Annotated in this window: 17 protein-coding genes, 6 tRNA genes and 1 rRNA gene; 1 reads left to right on the plus strand and 23 read right to left on the minus strand. The window is 45.8% G+C overall.

Translation table 11 applies throughout. The features are described 5' to 3' along the window. Nucleotides 1-91: 91 nt before the first annotated feature. The 16 genes from AC0YN7_RS16955 to AC0YN7_RS17030 form a co-directional block, all read right to left on the minus strand. Nucleotides 92-1,042, minus strand: coding sequence for a ribose-phosphate diphosphokinase (locus AC0YN7_RS16955; RefSeq protein ID WP_475811192.1), 951 nt, complete (start codon nucleotides 1,040-1,042; stop codon nucleotides 92-94). Nucleotides 1,043-1,273: 231 nt separating this feature from the next. Continuing rightward, entirely contained in the window at nucleotides 1,274-1,960 is a 687-nt protein-coding gene (gene hisIE, locus AC0YN7_RS16960) for a bifunctional phosphoribosyl-AMP cyclohydrolase/phosphoribosyl-ATP diphosphatase HisIE (protein ID WP_475811193.1), read from the minus strand. Continuing rightward, nucleotides 1,957-2,715, minus strand: coding sequence for an imidazole glycerol phosphate synthase subunit HisF (gene hisF, locus AC0YN7_RS16965; protein ID WP_475811194.1), 759 nt, complete (start codon nucleotides 2,713-2,715; stop codon nucleotides 1,957-1,959). Before hisF ends, hisIE begins: the two co-directional genes overlap by 4 nt. Before the next feature lie 990 nt (nucleotides 2,716-3,705). Beyond that, complete coding sequence (gene hisH, locus AC0YN7_RS16970; protein ID WP_475811195.1) at nucleotides 3,706-4,335, minus strand: imidazole glycerol phosphate synthase subunit HisH; 630 nt, start codon at nucleotides 4,333-4,335, stop codon at nucleotides 3,706-3,708. Between the two features lies 1 nt (nucleotide 4,336). Next, entirely contained in the window at nucleotides 4,337-4,942 is a 606-nt protein-coding gene (hisB, locus tag AC0YN7_RS16975) for an imidazoleglycerol-phosphate dehydratase HisB (protein ID WP_475811219.1), read from the minus strand. Nucleotides 4,943-5,201: 259 nt separating this feature from the next. Beyond that, nucleotides 5,202-6,488, minus strand: a complete 1,287-nt coding sequence (gene hisD, locus AC0YN7_RS16980; protein ID WP_475811196.1) for a histidinol dehydrogenase — start codon at nucleotides 6,486-6,488, stop codon at nucleotides 5,202-5,204. A gap of 70 nt (nucleotides 6,489-6,558) precedes the next feature. Continuing rightward, nucleotides 6,559-7,203, minus strand: coding sequence for an ATP phosphoribosyltransferase (hisG, locus tag AC0YN7_RS16985; RefSeq protein ID WP_475811197.1), 645 nt, complete (start codon nucleotides 7,201-7,203; stop codon nucleotides 6,559-6,561). Continuing rightward, nucleotides 7,200-8,444: an ATP phosphoribosyltransferase regulatory subunit gene (locus AC0YN7_RS16990; protein WP_475811198.1), complete on the minus strand. Its 1,245-nt coding sequence runs from the start codon at nucleotides 8,442-8,444 to the stop codon at nucleotides 7,200-7,202. The genes hisG and AC0YN7_RS16990 overlap by 4 nt, the downstream gene beginning before the upstream one ends. A 363-nt stretch (nucleotides 8,445-8,807) precedes the next feature. Continuing rightward, nucleotides 8,808-9,311 (minus strand): acyltransferase, encoded by a 504-nt coding sequence (locus tag AC0YN7_RS16995; RefSeq protein WP_475811199.1) that lies wholly within the window; start codon nucleotides 9,309-9,311, stop codon nucleotides 8,808-8,810. After that, nucleotides 9,298-9,969, minus strand: coding sequence for a pyrophosphatase PpaX (gene ppaX / locus AC0YN7_RS17000; protein WP_475811200.1), 672 nt, complete (start codon nucleotides 9,967-9,969; stop codon nucleotides 9,298-9,300). Before ppaX ends, AC0YN7_RS16995 begins: the two co-directional genes overlap by 14 nt. A 28-nt stretch (nucleotides 9,970-9,997) precedes the next feature. Further along, on the minus strand, nucleotides 9,998-11,029 hold the full coding sequence (lgt, locus tag AC0YN7_RS17005) for a prolipoprotein diacylglyceryl transferase (RefSeq protein ID WP_475811201.1): 1,032 nt from the start codon (nucleotides 11,027-11,029) through the stop codon (nucleotides 9,998-10,000). Between the two features lie 20 nt (nucleotides 11,030-11,049). After that, nucleotides 11,050-11,988, minus strand: a complete 939-nt coding sequence (gene hprK / locus AC0YN7_RS17010; protein WP_475811202.1) for an HPr(Ser) kinase/phosphatase — start codon at nucleotides 11,986-11,988, stop codon at nucleotides 11,050-11,052. Nucleotides 11,989-12,185: 197 nt separating this feature from the next. Beyond that, a complete protein-coding gene (locus AC0YN7_RS17015) occupies nucleotides 12,186-12,314 on the minus strand; it encodes a hypothetical protein (protein ID WP_475811203.1) in 129 nt (42 codons plus the stop codon). Between the two features lie 70 nt (nucleotides 12,315-12,384). Continuing rightward, the gene (locus tag AC0YN7_RS17020; protein WP_475811204.1) at nucleotides 12,385-13,506 is read right to left on the minus strand and encodes an ABC transporter ATP-binding protein; all 1,122 of its coding nucleotides are present in this window, start codon (nucleotides 13,504-13,506) and stop codon (nucleotides 12,385-12,387) included. Nucleotides 13,507-13,595: 89 nt separating this feature from the next. After that, complete coding sequence (locus tag AC0YN7_RS17025) at nucleotides 13,596-14,738, minus strand: PucR family transcriptional regulator (RefSeq protein WP_475811205.1); 1,143 nt, start codon at nucleotides 14,736-14,738, stop codon at nucleotides 13,596-13,598. A gap of 167 nt (nucleotides 14,739-14,905) precedes the next feature. Beyond that, nucleotides 14,906-15,853 (minus strand): MraY family glycosyltransferase, encoded by a 948-nt coding sequence (locus tag AC0YN7_RS17030; protein WP_475811206.1) that lies wholly within the window; start codon nucleotides 15,851-15,853, stop codon nucleotides 14,906-14,908. Between the two features lie 192 nt (nucleotides 15,854-16,045). On the opposite strand from AC0YN7_RS17030, the gene ssuE reads away from it, so the two are divergent. After that, nucleotides 16,046-16,594 carry an NADPH-dependent FMN reductase gene (gene ssuE / locus AC0YN7_RS17035; protein ID WP_475811207.1) on the plus strand — a complete coding sequence of 183 codons (549 nt, stop codon included), beginning with the start codon at nucleotides 16,046-16,048 and terminating at the stop codon, nucleotides 16,592-16,594. Nucleotides 16,595-16,738: 144 nt separating this feature from the next. Here ssuE and AC0YN7_RS17040 read toward each other — a convergent pair. The 7 genes from AC0YN7_RS17040 to AC0YN7_RS17070 form a co-directional block, all read right to left on the minus strand. Beyond that, a tRNA-Lys gene (locus AC0YN7_RS17040) sits at nucleotides 16,739-16,814 on the minus strand. A gap of 14 nt (nucleotides 16,815-16,828) precedes the next feature. Then, a tRNA-Tyr gene (locus tag AC0YN7_RS17045) sits at nucleotides 16,829-16,912 on the minus strand. A gap of 40 nt (nucleotides 16,913-16,952) precedes the next feature. Further along, a tRNA-Phe gene (locus AC0YN7_RS17050) sits at nucleotides 16,953-17,028 on the minus strand. Between the two features lie 17 nt (nucleotides 17,029-17,045). Further along, nucleotides 17,046-17,122 (minus strand) — tRNA-Asp (locus AC0YN7_RS17055). A 35-nt stretch (nucleotides 17,123-17,157) separates the two neighbouring features. Further along, a tRNA-Val gene (locus tag AC0YN7_RS17060) sits at nucleotides 17,158-17,233 on the minus strand. A 23-nt stretch (nucleotides 17,234-17,256) separates the two neighbouring features. Beyond that, a tRNA-Met gene (locus AC0YN7_RS17065) sits at nucleotides 17,257-17,333 on the minus strand. Between the two features lie 148 nt (nucleotides 17,334-17,481). Then, nucleotides 17,482-17,590: ribosomal RNA gene (locus tag AC0YN7_RS17070) — 23S ribosomal RNA — on the minus strand; the annotation flags it as partial.

Consider the following 17,590-nt stretch of genomic DNA (forward strand, 5'->3'; position numbering starts at 1 on the left):
TAACACGAAAGAATATGAGGAAAATCGCGGATGGCATGTACACCGTCCGCGATTTCCCTTATCATAACTATTCATTTCTTTAAGCTTAAGGCTATACGCCATTGCTTTTGAACAATGTGCTGATCGAACCGCCCTCTAAAATGATACGAGTTGCTTCAGCAAGCAGAGGCGCTACCGATAGTACTCTAAATCTCTCCGGAGTAAACTCCGGCAGACAGATAGAGTCAGTGACGATAACCTCTTTAATATTCGGATGATCCAAACGCTCAATGGCCGAGCCGGAGAATAACGGGTGCGTGGCGCATACATATACATCCTCTGCGCCGCGTTCCTTCAAGCCTTCTACCACATTGACGATTGTAGTTCCCGTGTCAATCAAATCCTCAATAATGATCGGAGTTTGACCTTCTACATCACCAATGACATGTGTAATAACCGATTCATTGTGAGCAGGGCGCTTCTTAATCATAATCGCAAAAGATGTGTCTAAGTAGTTAGCCAGCTTCTCAGCAGTAGAAGCACGGCCTGCGTCCGGCGAAACAACTACCGGATTTTTGATGTTTTTCGTTTTGAGATAGTCACTGATTAAGTCAAGCGCTGTCATATGATCAACAGGAATGTTGAAGAAACCTTGGATAGCCGGTGCATGCAGATCAATTGTAATGACACGGTTCGCACCAACTGTAGTTAATACATCCGCAAGCATCTTAGCCGAAATAGGCTCCCTAGGCGCTGCTTTACGTTCCTGACGAGCATAACCGTAGTACGGCATAATAATGTTAACCGTTCTAGCGGAAGCACGTTTTGCAGCATCAATCATAACAAGCAATTCGACAAAATGCTCGTTTATTGGATGCGAGAACGATTGCACGAGAAATACGTCGCAATTTCGAATCGTTTCCTCGTAATGAACGTAAATTTCACCACTTTTGAAACGTGACATCTTGATCGCGCCTAGCGTCAAACCAAGCTCTGCACTGATTTTCTGAGCCAATACCGGATTAGACGAACCCGAAAAAATACGCACCTTGTCGCTTAACATGATACCCTCCTGAGCGTTAAAACCAATTAATTTTACTAGCTTGTACTCGTCCTTGTCGGATCATTCGACAAAGCTTCATTTGTCATTTATATTATACATTGATTTTACGATAATTCAAAAATCTATCCATACTAATTTTCGACAATTAGAAGTCAGTAGCTGCGTATGTCCGTCTTTCTCCAACTCGATCGGTGTTTTGCTCCTATATTCTCCTAATCTCTTCTTTTCCTTTTACCTCATTTTGTTCGTTGTTGGCTTGCCGTGACGGTTATTCAACTCGTCCATCACATCATCAATGGGAAGTCCGCGCTCGCGGAGCAGAACCATCAGGTGGAAGAACAGGTCTCCCACTTCACTGCGAAGCTCGTCGTTATCTTGATTTTTTGCCGCGATAATGACCTCTGAGGCTTCCTCGCCAATCTTTTTGAGAATTTTATCTACGCCTTTTTCAAACAAATACGTCGTATAAGATCCTTCTGGACGCTCCGCATAGCGTTCTGCAATAACACTCTCCAGATTGCCGAATGTCGCAAATCGGTCTGCTGTCGGCTCATCAGCTTGAGAAGAATCGTTGGCTTTATCATTTATCTCAATCGAGTTATAGAAACAGCTGTAACGACCTGTATGACATGCGGGTCCCTTTTGCAGCACTTTAACCAGCAGCGTGTCTCCGTCACAATCATACGCCATTGATACAATACGCTGCGTATGGCCGCTAGTTGCGCCTTTATTCCAAAGCTCGTTGCGTGAACGGCTCCAGAACCAAGTTACACCAGTTTCTGTTGAGAGCTGAAGTGATTCCTTGTTCATATAAGCGAGCATGAGCACTTCCTTGCTCTGGGCATCCTGTATGATGGCTGGCACAAGTCCCGCGTCATCCCATTTAATTTGTGATAATATCTTACTGTTTTCCGTCATCGAACCTCTACTCCCTTCCGCCGCAAATCGTCTTTTACCTCACGTATTGTCATTTCTTTATAGTGAAAAATTGTTGCAGCAAGCGCTGCATCAGCATGTGCCAGCTGGAACACGTCATTAAAATGCTCAACTCGACCCGCGCCGCCGGATGCAATAACAGGTATTCCTAGCGAATCTGATACTGCTTGCGTTAGCTTGAGATCAAAGCCATCCTTCGTTCCGTCCGCGTCCATACTGGTAAGCAAAATTTCTCCTGCACCTAGACGTTCAACTTCACGTGCCCACTCCAATGCTTTTATTCCCGTAGTGTTACGTCCGCCATGGGTATAAACTTCCCACTCGCCCCACTCTGGATTAAACTTCGCGTCAATGGCTACCACAATACATTGTGAGCCAAACTTACGTGAGCCATCCTTTACGAGCGACGGGTTTTTGACAGCAGCGGTATTAATGCCTATCTTGTCCGCACCTGCCCGCAGCAGACGCTTCATATCGTCTACATGGGAAATGCCGCCCCCAACCGTAAATGGAATGGTAATCTCACCAGCCGTTCGCTTGACGACCTCAATCATCGTCGCGCGGCCTTCCACGGAAGCTGATATATCCAGAAATACAAGCTCATCAGCGCCCTCCTGGTCATAGGTGGCCGCCAGCTCGACTGGATCGCCCGCATCGCGCAGGTTCACGAAGTTTACACCCTTCACTACCCGGCCATCCTTCACATCAAGACACGGAATGATACGTTTCGCCAGCATATTGCCCTCTCCTTTATGCCCGTTTAGCCGAGCTTGATTTGTTTGGTGGAGATGTTTGATACAGATGGTTGTAATAGATGTTTGATGAAGATGTGTGATACAGATATTTGATTCAAATGTTTGATGAAAATGTGTGTTATAGCTGTTTGAGGTAGGTGTGTGTAATAGGTGTTTGATCCACTGTATGTTAACTCATTTTAAAGCAGCTGTTTGGTCTGCTTTATGTTGTATCAGCTATTAATAAAAAGCTAATCTTATAGATGCAGTTCTTATAGCTACAGTACTTATGCTTATAGTAATTATGGTTACTCTGGTTATAGTTGTAGTCTTTTATGGCTCAAAACTGAAATCAGCTAAGAACAGGTAGTGAAATACAGATAGTGAGTAAGCTTAATCTTCATTGCCGTATTTGACTGTATTTCATACAATTAACACAACATCGGAACGTCGTTTTGACCTTTGACTGTATTTCATCCAAGCTAATCGTCTGTTTTGCAGACAAAGTGCCTATATCCACCTATTTGATTGTATCTTTTCCATTCAAACACATTAAAAAGGGAAATCTACGGAGTTTGAATGGATAAAATACATTCTAATTGCACAGCCCTTTTCGTTCGTTAAAACAGAAGTATGGTAACTGAATGTTTCCCTCTGTTCTGTTGTTTATTCTGCTGTTTGTTCTGCTGTTTGTTCTCTGTCTGTTTTACTGTTTGTTCTGTTCTGTTGCTTGTTCTGCTGTCTGTTTTACTGTTTGTTCTGTTGTTTGTTCTGTTGCTTGTTCTGCTGGTTGTTCTGCTGGTTGTTCTGCTGTTTGTTCTGCTGGTTGTTCTGCTGTCTGTTCTGCTGTGTTCTATGCTTCGGTTCTGCTCTGGCTCTATGCAGCCCCGTAATGCTCTATCCTACCCCGTCCGTGTAGGGCTTCATGAAATTAAGCAATGATTTTGGAGTCGAGCCACTTTATAGATGTAGTTATATATAGCTCGAATATCTTTACAGTTGCTCTTGCAGTTTTTTGCTGCTCGTAAGTGCTAGGAAATTGCCCAGCAATTGCATACCGAGCTCTCCGCTTTTCTCCGGATGAAACTGCATGCCGTATACGTTGCCGCGACCGACAATCGCAGTCACCTGCTGGTGATAGTCTGTAGTGGCGAGCAAATCAGATGTCAGCTCCGGCTTCACATGATACGAGTGAACAAAGTATACATGTCCCTCTGTTAGACCATTGAAAAGCGGAGATTGCTGCTGCAGGAATGAAAGCTTATTCCAGCCCATATGAGGCACCTTATAATCACCTTGAAAGCGGACTGCTTTGCCGGGCAATAAATTCAGCCCCACATTCGTACCGTACTCCTCACTTTCGCTGAAAAGAAGCTGCATACCTAAGCAGATTCCGAGCATTGGCTTGCCGGAAGCCGCATAAAATTTCGTCACATCGTCCAGCTTCGTGTTGCGAAGGTTTTCCATTGCATCGCCAAAAGCGCCGACGCCAGGCAATATAGCACCTTCCGCTTCAACAATGATTTGCGGATCAGCAGTAATAACCGCCTCATAGCCGAGACGCTCAACTGCTTTACTAACGCTATGCAGATTGCCCATACCGTAATCGATAATGGCGATCATATTAAAGCACTCCTTTCGTAGAAGGCACTCCTTGTACGCGAGGATCAATGCTAGTCGCTTCGTCTAGAGCACGGCCTAAAGCTTTGAACACCGCTTCGATCATGTGATGCGTGTTTTTGCCGTAATGTACGATAACGTGAAGAGTTATCCGTGATTCAAGCGCCAGCTTCCATAAAAACTCATGTACGAGCTCAGTGGAGAAGCTGCCAACCTGTGCTGAAGGATACTCCGCGCGATATTCAAAGTGCGGACGATTGCTAACGTCGATGATAACCTGTGCCAGCGCTTCATCCATTGGTACAAATACACTAGCGTAACGTTTAATACCGCGTTTATCCCCAAGCGCCTCACGAAGCGTCTGACCGATACAAATGCCGATATCCTCCACAGTGTGGTGGTCGTCAATATCGATATCGCCGCGTGCCTCAACCTCTAGGTTAAATTGACCGTGCTTTGTAAACAGATCGAGCATATGATTCAAGAAAGGCACATCCGTCTCAATCTTTGCCTCGCCCGTACCATCTACTGCGAACGAAAGCTTAATATCCGTTTCGTTTGTCTTGCGTGACACTGATGCCTCGCGTACTCTATTTTCCGTCACTCTAATTCCTTCTTCCCTATAAAATAAGTTCTTCTATGGTTGTTTCATTAACTATTATGTTGACACCAAATGTTCAGCAATTCGGCAATACTATTCAAATCCTGTATATTCAGATCCTATAAAGATCCCGTAAACCGCTGTCGTCGTCCTCTTCGGCAAAATCATCGGTTTCACGGTGATACATAAACATATTTTTAAGTGTTAACTTTAATCACGGACGTGCTAGAATCTTACTTTTACTGTTTATTGACAGCAAGTCCTTACGCTAGCCCCGCTCTTTCTCCAGACGAATCTCTATTGCGCGCGCGTGTCCCTCAAGTCCCTCATGCCGAGCCAGCGTCATAATTTTCTCACCGTTAGCAAGCAACGCTTCCTTGCTGTAATAAATCAGGCTCGATTTCTTCAAGAAATCGTCCACGTTTACCGGTGATGAGAAGCGCGCTGTGCCATTTGTCGGGATAATGTGATTCGGACCGGCAAAATAGTCGCCTACCGGCTCCGAGCTGTAAGGCCCGAGGAAAATAGCTCCTGCGTTCTGAATGTGACCGAGCAGACGCATCGGATCAACCGTCAGAACCTCAAGGTGCTCCGGTGCAAGCTGGTTCACAACGTCGATACCCGCTTCAAGCGAGTCGACGAGCAGCACTGCGCCGTAGTTGTCAATGGAGCTGCGCGCGATGTCTTGGCGCGGCAGTGTAGAAAGCTGACGTTCCACTTCCGCAGCGACCGCTTCCGCCAGCTGCTGCGACGGCGTAATGAGAATCGCCGACGACATCTCATCGTGCTCAGCTTGCGATAGCAGATCCGCGGCTACATACGCGGGATCTGCCGAATCGTCGGCTAGCACGACGATTTCGCTTGGGCCGGCGATGCTGTCGATATCGACGGCGCCGAATACGGCGCGCTTCGCCAGCGCCACGTAAATGTTGCCCGGTCCGCATATTTTATCGACCGGATCAATCGAAGCCGTGCCGTACGCCAGCGCGGCTATAGCTTGTGCCCCGCCGACCCGGTACATCTCCTTGACGCCCGCTTCCGCGGCGGCAACGAGAATATACGGGTCGATGCCCGCAGTGCCGCCCGTTGCAGGCGGCGTCACCATGACAATCTCCGGCACGCCGGCTACCTGTGCCGGAATGACATTCATCAGCACGGACGACGGATAAGCCGCCTTGCCCCCGGGCACATATACGCCGACCCGCTTAAGCGGTCTCATAATTTGCCCGAGCAGCGTTCCGTCCTGCTGCAGATCCATCCACGAGGTACGCATTTGCTTCTCGTGGAACACCCTAATATTCACGGCCGCTTCGCGAATAGCCGCAAGGAAATCCGCGTCGACCAGGTCATATGCCGCCTCAATCTCCTGCTGTGTCACGCGCAGTGACGCCGCATCCAGCTTCACGCGGTCGAACTGCTCCGTATACCTGAGCAGCGCCGCGTCACCCTCGGTCTTGACGCCTTCTACGATCGTCCTGACCGCTTCATTTTGCTCCGGTGTCCCGTACTCCACCTCGCGCTTCAAACCAAACTGCTCCGTCCGCATAATACGCATATGCTTCGCCCCTTCCTATTAATTGCACTTTTACCTGCCCTACTATCTGCCTTGCTGTCTGCTTCTATATTTAAGCTCTAGTCGCCAAAGTGTCCTGCAATCGATCACACAAGCTTTGAATCGCGTCATTTTTCATCCGATAGCTTACCCGGTTTGCAATCAAGCGGCTCGTAATTCCGAAGATCGACTCCATTTCCACAAGTCCGTTCTCCCGAAGCGTTTGGCCCGTTTCCACCATATCGACGATACGATCGGCCAGCCCAATCATCGGAGCCAGCTCAATGGAGCCATTCAGCTTAATGACTTCGACCTGCTGTCCGCGCTCACGAAAGTAAGCGGAAGCGACGTTCGGATACTTCGTTGCAACGCGAGGATTAATCGTCGGCTTCCAGTCCGGCATTCCTATTACCGACATCCGACATTTGGCGATACCTAGATCAAGCAGCTCGTATACATCTTTATTTTCTTCCATCAGAACGTCTTTGCCGACGATCCCGATGTCTGCAACACCATATTCCACATAAGTCGGCACATCCACCGGCTTCGCCATTATAAACTCCATGCCCATTTCAGGCAGTTCAATGATCAGCTTGCGCGTATCGTCAAAGTCACTCGGAATTGGCAATCCCGCTTCGCGAAACAGCTTCGAAGCCTGCTTATAGATTCGGCCCTTTGGCATCGCCACTTTCAAAATATCTCTTCCCGCTTCGCTCATGTGGCGCTGCCTCCCTTCGTTACTTCATCATTCGCTATATAAGTCGCCAACGTTTTATAGCTTACACCCTTATACGTAAAAGGCTCTTGAGCCGCAGCTGCTAATAAAACAGCTTCTAGCCCTCCAGCAATCGCCGCGTCAACCCGTTCCGTTATAACTGGATGCCCTTGTCCGCGAAGCCTCTGCGCCTCTGTCAGAGCTTCTGTACGACCCGCCGCATCGTATAATACTAGCGTCCGTTCAGAAAGATGCTCATCCTCTTCGCCCATCAGCTCCAAAATACGAGTCGTCTTCAATGCGAAGCCTGTAGCTGCAGCCGGTCTGCCGAACTGAGCCAATAAATTATCATAGCGTCCGCCGCTTACGACTGGAAAGCCAAGATCAGCCGCATAGCCTTCGAACGTCATCCCTGTATAATAAGAAAAATCGCCAATCATCGTTAAATCAATCAGCACATGCTCACAGACGTCATATGCCTTAAGCACATCCCATATCTCGCACAAATGGCGGATAGACTCACGAGCGGTAGCATCTACACTTAGCTGCAAAGCCTGATCACAAATCTCTTGCCCGCCGCGCAGTCTTAGAATGCCCTCCAGCTCGCGCTGAACCGGCTCATCAAGCGACAGCTCGCGGAGCTGCTGACGATAGCCTACGTAATCACGTCCAAGCAGGCAGCCTTTCAGCTGTTCCTGAGCTTCCGTGCGACCAGGCAGCGTCTCTTCTAGTAAACCATTCAGAAAACCAACATGCCCAATCGCAATTTTAAATCGTTCTACTCCTGCCGCTTTCAGCGAAGCAATAGCAAGTGCAACAACCTCGGCATCCGCTTCAGCCGAAGAATCGCCTACTAGCTCCACACCCGTTTGGAAAAACTCAGCCTCGCGGCCCGCTTCCTCTTCAATCGCGCGAAATATATTGGAGTGGTAGGACAAACGTTGTGGAAACTCTTCTTCTTTCAATAGAGAGGCCACTACGCGTGCAATCGGCGCCGTCATATCGGAGCGAAGCACGAGCGTAGTTCCTTTATTATTTAGCAGCTTGAACAGCTTCTGATCCGATGTTGAGCTGGCAACACCGACTGTGTCGTAATACTCTATAGTTGGCGTCATTATCTGTTCGTAGCCCCAGCCTTGCATGCAAGCCAGCACCTCACGCTCGATATGTCGCAGCTTAGCAACAGCGCCTGGCAAATAATCTTTAACGCCTATCGGCTTTTCAAATACTTTCGGTTTAGACATTCCCGATCACCTTCTATTACTTTAATGTGGTAAAGCGATACCATGTTACCATACTGCCAAAATAAAGTGTTTAGTCGTAATATTAGCATGAATAACACGTCTCCGTCAAGCCAAAAACAGCCCTCAAATCCCTCTTAAACAACAAGAGGATGTCTCCTGGGATTGTGCGCCAAACGAAGCGCAAACACCGAGAAACATCCTTTTTCTATATATAAGAATGTATAAGATTTCACTTATAAATAAGCTTATATATCAGCGAAAAGAATGATTATGCCGTAGAGGCTGGTGACAGCCGTTTATAATTGACGTTATCTCACTTTTGATTTCGCATTGTTGCAATGGATCGTTCATAAGGTTATTCGCTTAGTTATCCGAAGACTTAGGCTCACTTCTTTTTATCTCGCGCATAGGATTGCCGCCTACAAAAGCATAGGGCTGCACATCCTTGTGGACAACGGAACCGGCGGCTATTACGGCATGATCTCCGATCGTCACACCTGGCAGAATCGTTGTGTTCGCGCCAATCATCACATTAGATCCGATTTTCACATCACCTAGCCGGTATTCCTTTATTAAATATTCATGCGTCAAAATCGTCGTATTATATCCTATAATTGAATTATTGCCGACCGAAATTCGTTCCGGGAAAAAGACATCGACCATAACCATCAAAGCGAAAGCGGTATGCTCTCCGACCTTCATTCCAAGCACTCGGCGGTAAATCCAATTTTTAAGCGAAAGAACCGGGCAGTAGCGCGCCAGCTGTATGAATATAAAATTCCGAACCGACTTTACGCGGCTCACTGTCGAATAGACCTGCCACAGCGCATTCGGTCCTTCCACCGGATATCGGTTAACGTTTCGCAAACGGCTCGCTCTCCATTCCGACAAATGAATAAAGGTCCCGCATGTCATGAATGACGTGATCCGCTCCAGCATCCTTTAGTACCTGCTCGCCTTTAAGTGACCAAGCGACACCGATAGCCAAAGTGCCTGCCGCTTTTGCGGACTGCATATCCACGGTACTATCACCGACCATGATAGTCGTAGCCGGGTCTGCTCCGAGCAGCTTGATAGCCATGCTTACAGGTTCAGGATGCGGCTTCGGATTAATAACATCATCAATCGTTACAATGGCATCGATATAATCGGCAATCCCAACATATTTCAAGCCGCGCTCAGTCGTCAGCCGCATTTTCGTTGTAACGACTCCAATTTGAATTCCTTTGCCATGCAGCGTTTCCAGTACTTCATTTACATAATCAAACGACTTCACAAACTCATCATGCAATCGAAGGTTCACTTCCCGATAAGCCGCCACTAGATGAGATACCTCTTCCAGTCCAGAAAACAACCGCATTTGATCAGTCAGAGGTTGTCCCATGCTCGGAATGATATGCTCTCTCCCGAAACCCTCCGGTACAACACCCTTCAATGATTCTATGAACGAGCGAATAATAAGCTCATTGGTGTCAATAATGGTGCCATCCAAATCAAATAGCATCGTTTTTATATTACTCGCCATTCATAAACCCTCCTAATGCTGTCACGCGCTAATCTTTTTTATTATCTTTAACGCGATTTTTACTCTCTGCACCTGTAATGCCATCTTTGCTTGCTTCTACTACAGGATCTACGCCGCCATTTCTCTCTGGCTTCGTTGTAATAATCGGATCCATATATCTCTCCGATGCCAATCCTGTCTTCCGTCTAACAATAATAAGTACAATCGCCCCTATAATGAGCAATAAAGCCACTACCTGCGATATGCGGATATTTCCATAGGAAGGATCCAAATAACCTTGTGTAAAGGCTATTTCCATCGGTGACCAAAGTCCATTTATAAGTGATGCTAGCCATTGTGGTCCCATAAATGCTAAACTGTCGGTACGAAGCGCCTCAATAAAGAAGCGGCCGATTGAATACCAGATTAAGTAGCCGGCCACAATTTCACCCGCGCGCACAAACTTCTGGCGACGAAGCACGAATAGCAAAGCAATACCAACCAAACTCCAGAGCGATTCATACAAAAATGCTGGATGACGGAACGCACCCTCTGGAAACGCTGAATCAACGATAAACATATTGTTCACAATAAAGTTCGGAATATTAAGCGTGTTCCGTAGAAACTCCTCACTAACTACTCCACCGTAAGCTTCTTGATTCATAAAGTTGCCCCAGCGTCCGATCATTTGACCAGCTAACAAGCCCGGTGCACATATATCCGCAATCCGCCAAAAGCTGTATCCTTTGTATCTGATGTAGAAGAACCCACATATAAATGCGCCTATAAGCGCTCCATATATGGCAATACCGCCCTCCCATATTTTGAACACACTGAAAAAGTCACCTTTGTAATCTTCCCATTTAAATGCTACATAATAAATACGGGCCGCAATAATAGAAGAAGGAACACCAAGCAGCAGCAAATCCATGAAGAATTCCGGCTTAATTCCGAAGCGTTTGCCCTCCTGCACGGCCAGCATCAAGCCTATCAAGGCCCCTGTTCCCAAAATAATTCCGTACCAATGAACCGGCAAGGAACCAATTGTGAAAGCAATCGGATTAATTGATAAAGTGGTCATTTTCTAGATCTCCTTTGGAATCAGTCATATTCGTCCATATCCTCAGCAATCGTCTCGGTCAGCTTGTTTGTAAATTGCAGTGCCGCATTATAACCCATCCGCTTCAGGCGGAAGTTCATCGCCGCAACCTCAATAATAACTGCTAAATTTCGGCCCGGACGTACAGGGACAGTAACAAGGGGAATGTCCGTATCGATAATGCGAGTCGTTTCCTCATCGAGCCCAAGTCGGTCATATTGCTTATCCTGCTGCCAATTTTCCAACTTAATAACAAGGCCGATACGCTTCTGCGTGCGAACAGCGCCCGCTCCGAATAATGTCATTACATTAATAATGCCTAGACCGCGAATTTCTAAAAGGTGACGAATCAGCTCCGGCGCGCTGCCATGTAGCTGTCCATCCGAAGTTTGCCTAATCTCCACCGCATCATCAGCTACAAGACGATGTCCGCGCTTTACAAGCTCCAGAGCCGTCTCGCTTTTCCCGATGCCGCTGCCTCCTGTAATGAGCATTCCAACACCGTAAACGTCAACTAGAACACCATGGATTGTTGCTGTAGGAGCAAATTTTTTCTCCAAAAAGTCTGTAATCCGGCTGGACAAAATAGTAGTTGCAACATTGCTGCGCAGCACCGGAATTTGCATCAAATTGGATTGATCGACCAGCTCTTGAGGCGCCTCCAAACTTCGTGTCAAAATAACACAGGGCGTGTCCTCCTTAAAGAGTCGTATCATCCGATCCTTCCGATCTTCACTATCAAGCATGTTTAGAAAGGAAATTTCCGTTCTGCCAAGCAGCTGCACCCGCTCACTTGGATGATAGTGGAAATAACCAGCCATCTCAAGACCAGGCCGATACAAATCATCAACAGTAATCGCGCGCTTTAGTCCATCCTCGCCGGCAATGATCTCTAGTTGAAATTGTCGGACTAGCTCCGTTACTTTCACTCTTTTCGCCATCGTATGGCCTCCTTCATCTGACAACTGCTTTATGTTATTATGTATGCCATTTTCCAATGTCTTCATCGTAAAGGAAAAAGGCGCTGAACGCAACGTTTCCTCCATTGCTCAGCGCCTTAAATTCATCTAATCGGTATGCTAATTGGTATGCTAATTGGTTCTAGTACATAGCCTGGATACTGTCTCTTGTATCGCTTCTAGCGCATCCGCCTCATTTCGCATAAGGAATAAGCAATACCGTACAACTGCTGTTTATCTAGCTCTATACGCTGCAGCAACGCCGTCTCATCGCCAACAATCCATGCCTCAGCCCACTTCCGAAGCATTTAATTGGTTTCAGTTAAACGAAAAAAAGAACGATCGGAATAATCCGATCGTTCTTCTTCCATACTATTATTAAGCTTCAAAAATGTTAAGCTCTGTTTCTTTGTCAAACAAATGTACTTTGTTCATATCAAGCGCAAGCTTAACACTTGTGCCATCACGTACTCCGGAGCGGCCATCAACACGAGCGATTACTGTGTCTGTGCCGATACCATTTAGGTAAAGATACATTTCGTGACCAAGGTTCTCAGCAACCTCAACATTCGCGTTAACGATTGTTTGTGGAGATGCTTCAATGAACACTGGCTCTTCGTGAAGATCCTCTGGACGAATGCCAAGGATTACTTCTTTGCCGATATAACCTTTCGAACGAAGTGAAGCAGCTTTGCCTTCAGGTACAACTACGTCAACGCCGCTTGCTTTGAAGCGAAGCACGCCGCCTTGCTCAGCCAACGAACCAGAAACGAAGTTCATCGATGGAGCGCCGATAAAGCCAGCTACGAAGATGTTAACCGGATGGTTGTAAAGCTCTTCTGGAGAAGCCGTTTGTTGAATGAAACCGTCTTTCATAACAACAATGCGGTCACCCATCGTCATTGCCTCGATTTGGTCATGCGTTACATAAATTGTAGTTGTTTCAAGACGTTTAGTCAGCTTGCTGATTTCAGCACGCATTTGACCACGAAGTTTTGCATCCAAGTTGGAAAGCGGCTCATCCATTAAGAATACTTGCGGTTCACGAACGATTGCGCGTCCTAATGCAACACGCTGACGTTGACCACCGGAAAGTGCTTTTGGTTTACGGTCAAGCAAATGCTCGATATCTAGAATTTTAGCAGCCTCGCGAACACGTTTGTCGATGTCTGCTTTTTTGAATTTACGAAGTTTAAGGCCGAAAGCCATGTTTTGGTATACATTCATGTGTGGGTACAACGCGTAGGATTGGAATACCATCGCGATGTCACGGTCTTTAGGAGCTACATCATTCACTAGACGATCGCCGATGAACAATTTACCTTCAGAAATTTCTTCAAGACCTGCAATCATACGAAGAGTTGTCGATTTACCGCAACCAGATGGTCCGACCAATACTAGAAACTCTTTGTCTTTAATATCTAAGCTAACGTCAGTAACCGATGCTTTGTCAGTTCCCGGGTATTTTTTGTAAATGCTTTCTAAACGTACGCCTGCCATGATATGTTTCCCCCTAGAAAGAAATTTCGTTATGCCTATATCTTATCCCACACAAAGGCTGATGACTATGCACATACTTTACAAAAAAACTAATTTCTTTTCGTAACTTTGTACAATAGTAATATGATTTTTACTAGTACGGCATCTCTGAACTGACGAACATCAAGCCCAGTCTCTTGTTTAAGTTTATCTAATCGATAGAGCAGCGTGTTGCGATGAATATATAATTTCTTGGCAGTCTCGCTTACGTTGCAATCTAACATAAAAAAAGTCTCTAACGTGCTTAACATTTCTGATTCAACGAATAAGTCCGCACGTTTTAGCGATTGCTCCAAGTACTTAGAACGCTGCGTCTCAGGTATCGCATTCAATAAACGTTCAAGCTGCAGCATCCATGGGAGATGAATATTAGTGCCGACATGAAATTTACGCCCCAAGCTGATCGTTTCTCGCAATAAGATAGTCGTCTCTATCATACCTTTAGCCGGCGAGGTTGGATGCATTACAGCAAGATGACACTCTCCGATCCATTCACTCGCCAGCATCTCATGCAATCCAAGCCCAATCGACGCCAAGCTATCCTCAAGTGCCTCTTCCTCTAATTCATCAAACAATTCCGCATCCACATCTCTGAGCAATGTAAGCGGACCCCATATTAGCCATTCTTGGTTTTTTAACGGAATCAGCAATACATCCTCTGATAAGAAGGAACGAAGCAGTCTCTCCAGCTCGATATAAGTAGCTTGCTTAGTATTTGATTGTTCCGTAACTAATAGAAATGGAATCATTTCCGTATACAATCGACTTCCTACAGTCAAATGATCAGGGATGGAATACGCAGGCTCGTCCGACTCAAGCTGTTTTTGGATCCATTCACTCAGCTTAAGCGCATTTCTCTCGGTTTCAGAGAGAGATGCTGTTTTCTTCTGAGACTGTTCATTGCTTCTGAGCTGGAGAGTCCAGCTGATCAGATCCTTCTCTGTTTCATTTAACAAAGGATTGTCGATTTCCAGCAGTTCCAACGAACATTCACGACTTGAGGCAATAATCCATGTCGTACCATTTTTTTCAGCGCGTTGTCCTTCTTTTGGAGCTTGATCCGATCTTTCTCCGACATAAACCGCATCGGCGTCCTTTATCAAATCGTCCCATTCAGCTGTCGTTTTAGTTACGAAATGTACCGGACAGTTTAAAATGTGCTGCAGTGGCTTCAACCAGTCTGTCGTGCTCATTTCTCTATCTCTCCAATCTCCACAAGCCTAAACGGCTGACGCCGTTCTCTGAGGTACAAAATACGTTTCTCAATCATATAATCAGCTTCATAATGAAAATGATCTAGCTTTTTTATATCATAGGAAACGCTTTTTGTCGTCATTGTACCACAAATACACTATGAAGTTCAGCCCATAACGAGTAGAAGAATAATCGAAAGCAATGCGAATAAAGCAGAGATTAAATACATAAAAGAAACGGTTTGAACTTGATTAAGCCCCCATTTCATTAACGTATGATGGGTGTGCAGCTTGTCTGCATGATGCAGGCCTTTCCCACTGACAAGTCTTCGCAGCATGACGTATACTGTATCCAATATAGGCAATCCAAGTGCAAGAAGAGGTACTAATACTGTAATAAATGTTGCGCGTTTGAACGTACCATCGATCGCGATGACCGCAAGCGTATAGCCAAGAAAGGTTGCACCCGCATCCCCCATAAAGATGCGCGCCGGATAAAAGTTATGTACCAAAAACCCAAAGCAAACACCTGCCACAATTACTGCCAATATTGCCGTATCGGCTTGTCCTCTTATAAGTGCAGCTATCAATAAAGTAAGTGACGAAAGCGTGCATACCCCTGATGCAAGACCATCGACACCATCAATAAAATTAATCATATTTATTAGTGCAAATACCCACAGCATCGTTGTGAGCCACGCGAACCAATCCGGAAACATATAATAAACGCCGCTAAAGGGATTCGTAATCCCTGCTATTTTGATTTTAAATAACGTAGGGATAGTCGCAATCACCAAATATAAAATTACCCGAGGCCAAATAGGAAAATCCTTTCCCTTTGATTTCGCCCCGTCATCCAGAAGACCGATGAAAACAAGCATAAGACCGCCTGCCAGAATAGTCCAACTCAATGGAGTGAATCCTATAAATATAAACATCGTAACTACACAACCAACAAAAATCGCCGCACCGCCCATTAGAGGGATCGGCTTATTATGTATTTTTCGATTATTGGGCTGATCAACAAATCCAAGATGAATCGCAAGCTTGCGAAGTGGCGGCACGCTTATAAAGACAATAGCAAAGCTTAATATCGCCGCTAATCCATAATTCATTCAAAAAACCCCTTTTTTATTACTTCTCTATGTACATTGTTCCCTTATATCGATAAAATACAAGAAACCTGTTATAACAAATTGATTAAACGACCGTTGCCATTAATCATGATAGGAATTATCGAATTATCCACACCGGAGTAATATAAAAGTTTATTCGAATAAAATTCTATAGAGAAAGTAGAGTGACCCATGTCTAAAATCGTTATTATTTCCGGCAGTCCGAACGAAGCCTCACGATTAAATGGTATTGTACAGTATGTTCAACGCCAACTAATGGAGCAAAACTTAACTACTAAAATCATATCAGTCGTTTATCTGCCTGCTGAGGATCTCGTTCACGCTAACTTTAATAGTCCAGCCATCCAAGAGGCCAACAAACTAGTTGAGGAAGCAAATGCGGTCATTATTGCCAGCCCAGTCTATAAGGCATCCTATACAGGCGTTTTAAAAACCTACTTGGATTTGCTTCCGCAAAAAGGGCTTGAGGGAAAAATTATTGCTCCTTTATTTATTGGAGGAACGATAGCTCATCTTCTTTCGATTGACTATGCGTTAAAGCCGGTCTTAGCCTCGATGGGTGCTAAGCTATATGCCAGCGGAGTTTATGCTGTCGATTCGCAAATCGAACGTACACAGGGCGATAATGGTGAGCCTGTGTTCACACTTAATGATGATTTACTATCGCGCCTAGATCAGACGGTTAAAGAGCTGATCTATGAATTGTCGATTAGAAAATAAAATCAATAAATTAAATAAGGGCTCTATCTGGTGCAGCGTGCCTGCTGCTTGAGATAGAGCCCTTTTCTAATAACTAACTAAAAATGGAGCCAAAAAAACCGACGGTCCTAAGACCCTCGGTTAAATTTATTATATAAGTAAAGATGGTGAGTCATGTAGGATTCGAACCTACGACACCCTGATTAAAAGTCAGGTGCTCTACCAACTGAGCTAATGACTCGTGATGTGAATAAATGGTGGAGGGCGATGGATTCGAACCACCGAACCCGAAGGAGCAGATTTACAGTCTGCCGTGTTTAGCCACTTCACTAGCCCTCCGTATTACTATTTCTCTTCGTCAGAACGAAAAAAAATAAAGTGGTGGCTCGGGACGGAATCGAACCGCCGACACGAGGATTTTCAGTCCTCTGCTCTACCGACTGAGCTACCGAGCCTTACTTTAAAGAAAAAATGGCGGAGCTGACGGGATTCGAACCCGCGGTCTCCTGCGTGACAGGCAGGCATGTTGGGCCACTACACCACAGCTCCAAGTGGATTCGATGAATAATCGAATAAGAAAATGATGGTGGAGGATGACGGGATCGAACCGCCGACCCTCTGCTTGTAAGGCAGATGCTCTCCCAGCTGAGCTAATCCTCCGAAATATCTAATTAAAAAGGTAATGGTAGCGGCGAAGGGGATCGAACCCCCGACCTCACGGGTATGAACCGTACGCTCTAGCCAGCTGAGCTACACCGCCACGCTTGTCCCCCGAATAATTGTCGCTTGCTGCGTTCGGGGACGCATGCAAGATCAGGAACATTACGCCCTGAAAACTGGATACGAAAGTTGTCTTACTGAACCTTAGCTGTTTGTCTGCTGGATGTATGGGTCCATGCAAACTTTTTTAGGATAAGCCCTCGACCGATTAGTATTCGTCAGCTCCACACATTGCTGTGCTTCCACCCCGAACCTATCAACCTCGTCGTCTTCAAGGGGTCTTACATACTGGGAAAT

The organism is Paenibacillus sp. J31R122 (genome assembly GCF_056269185.1).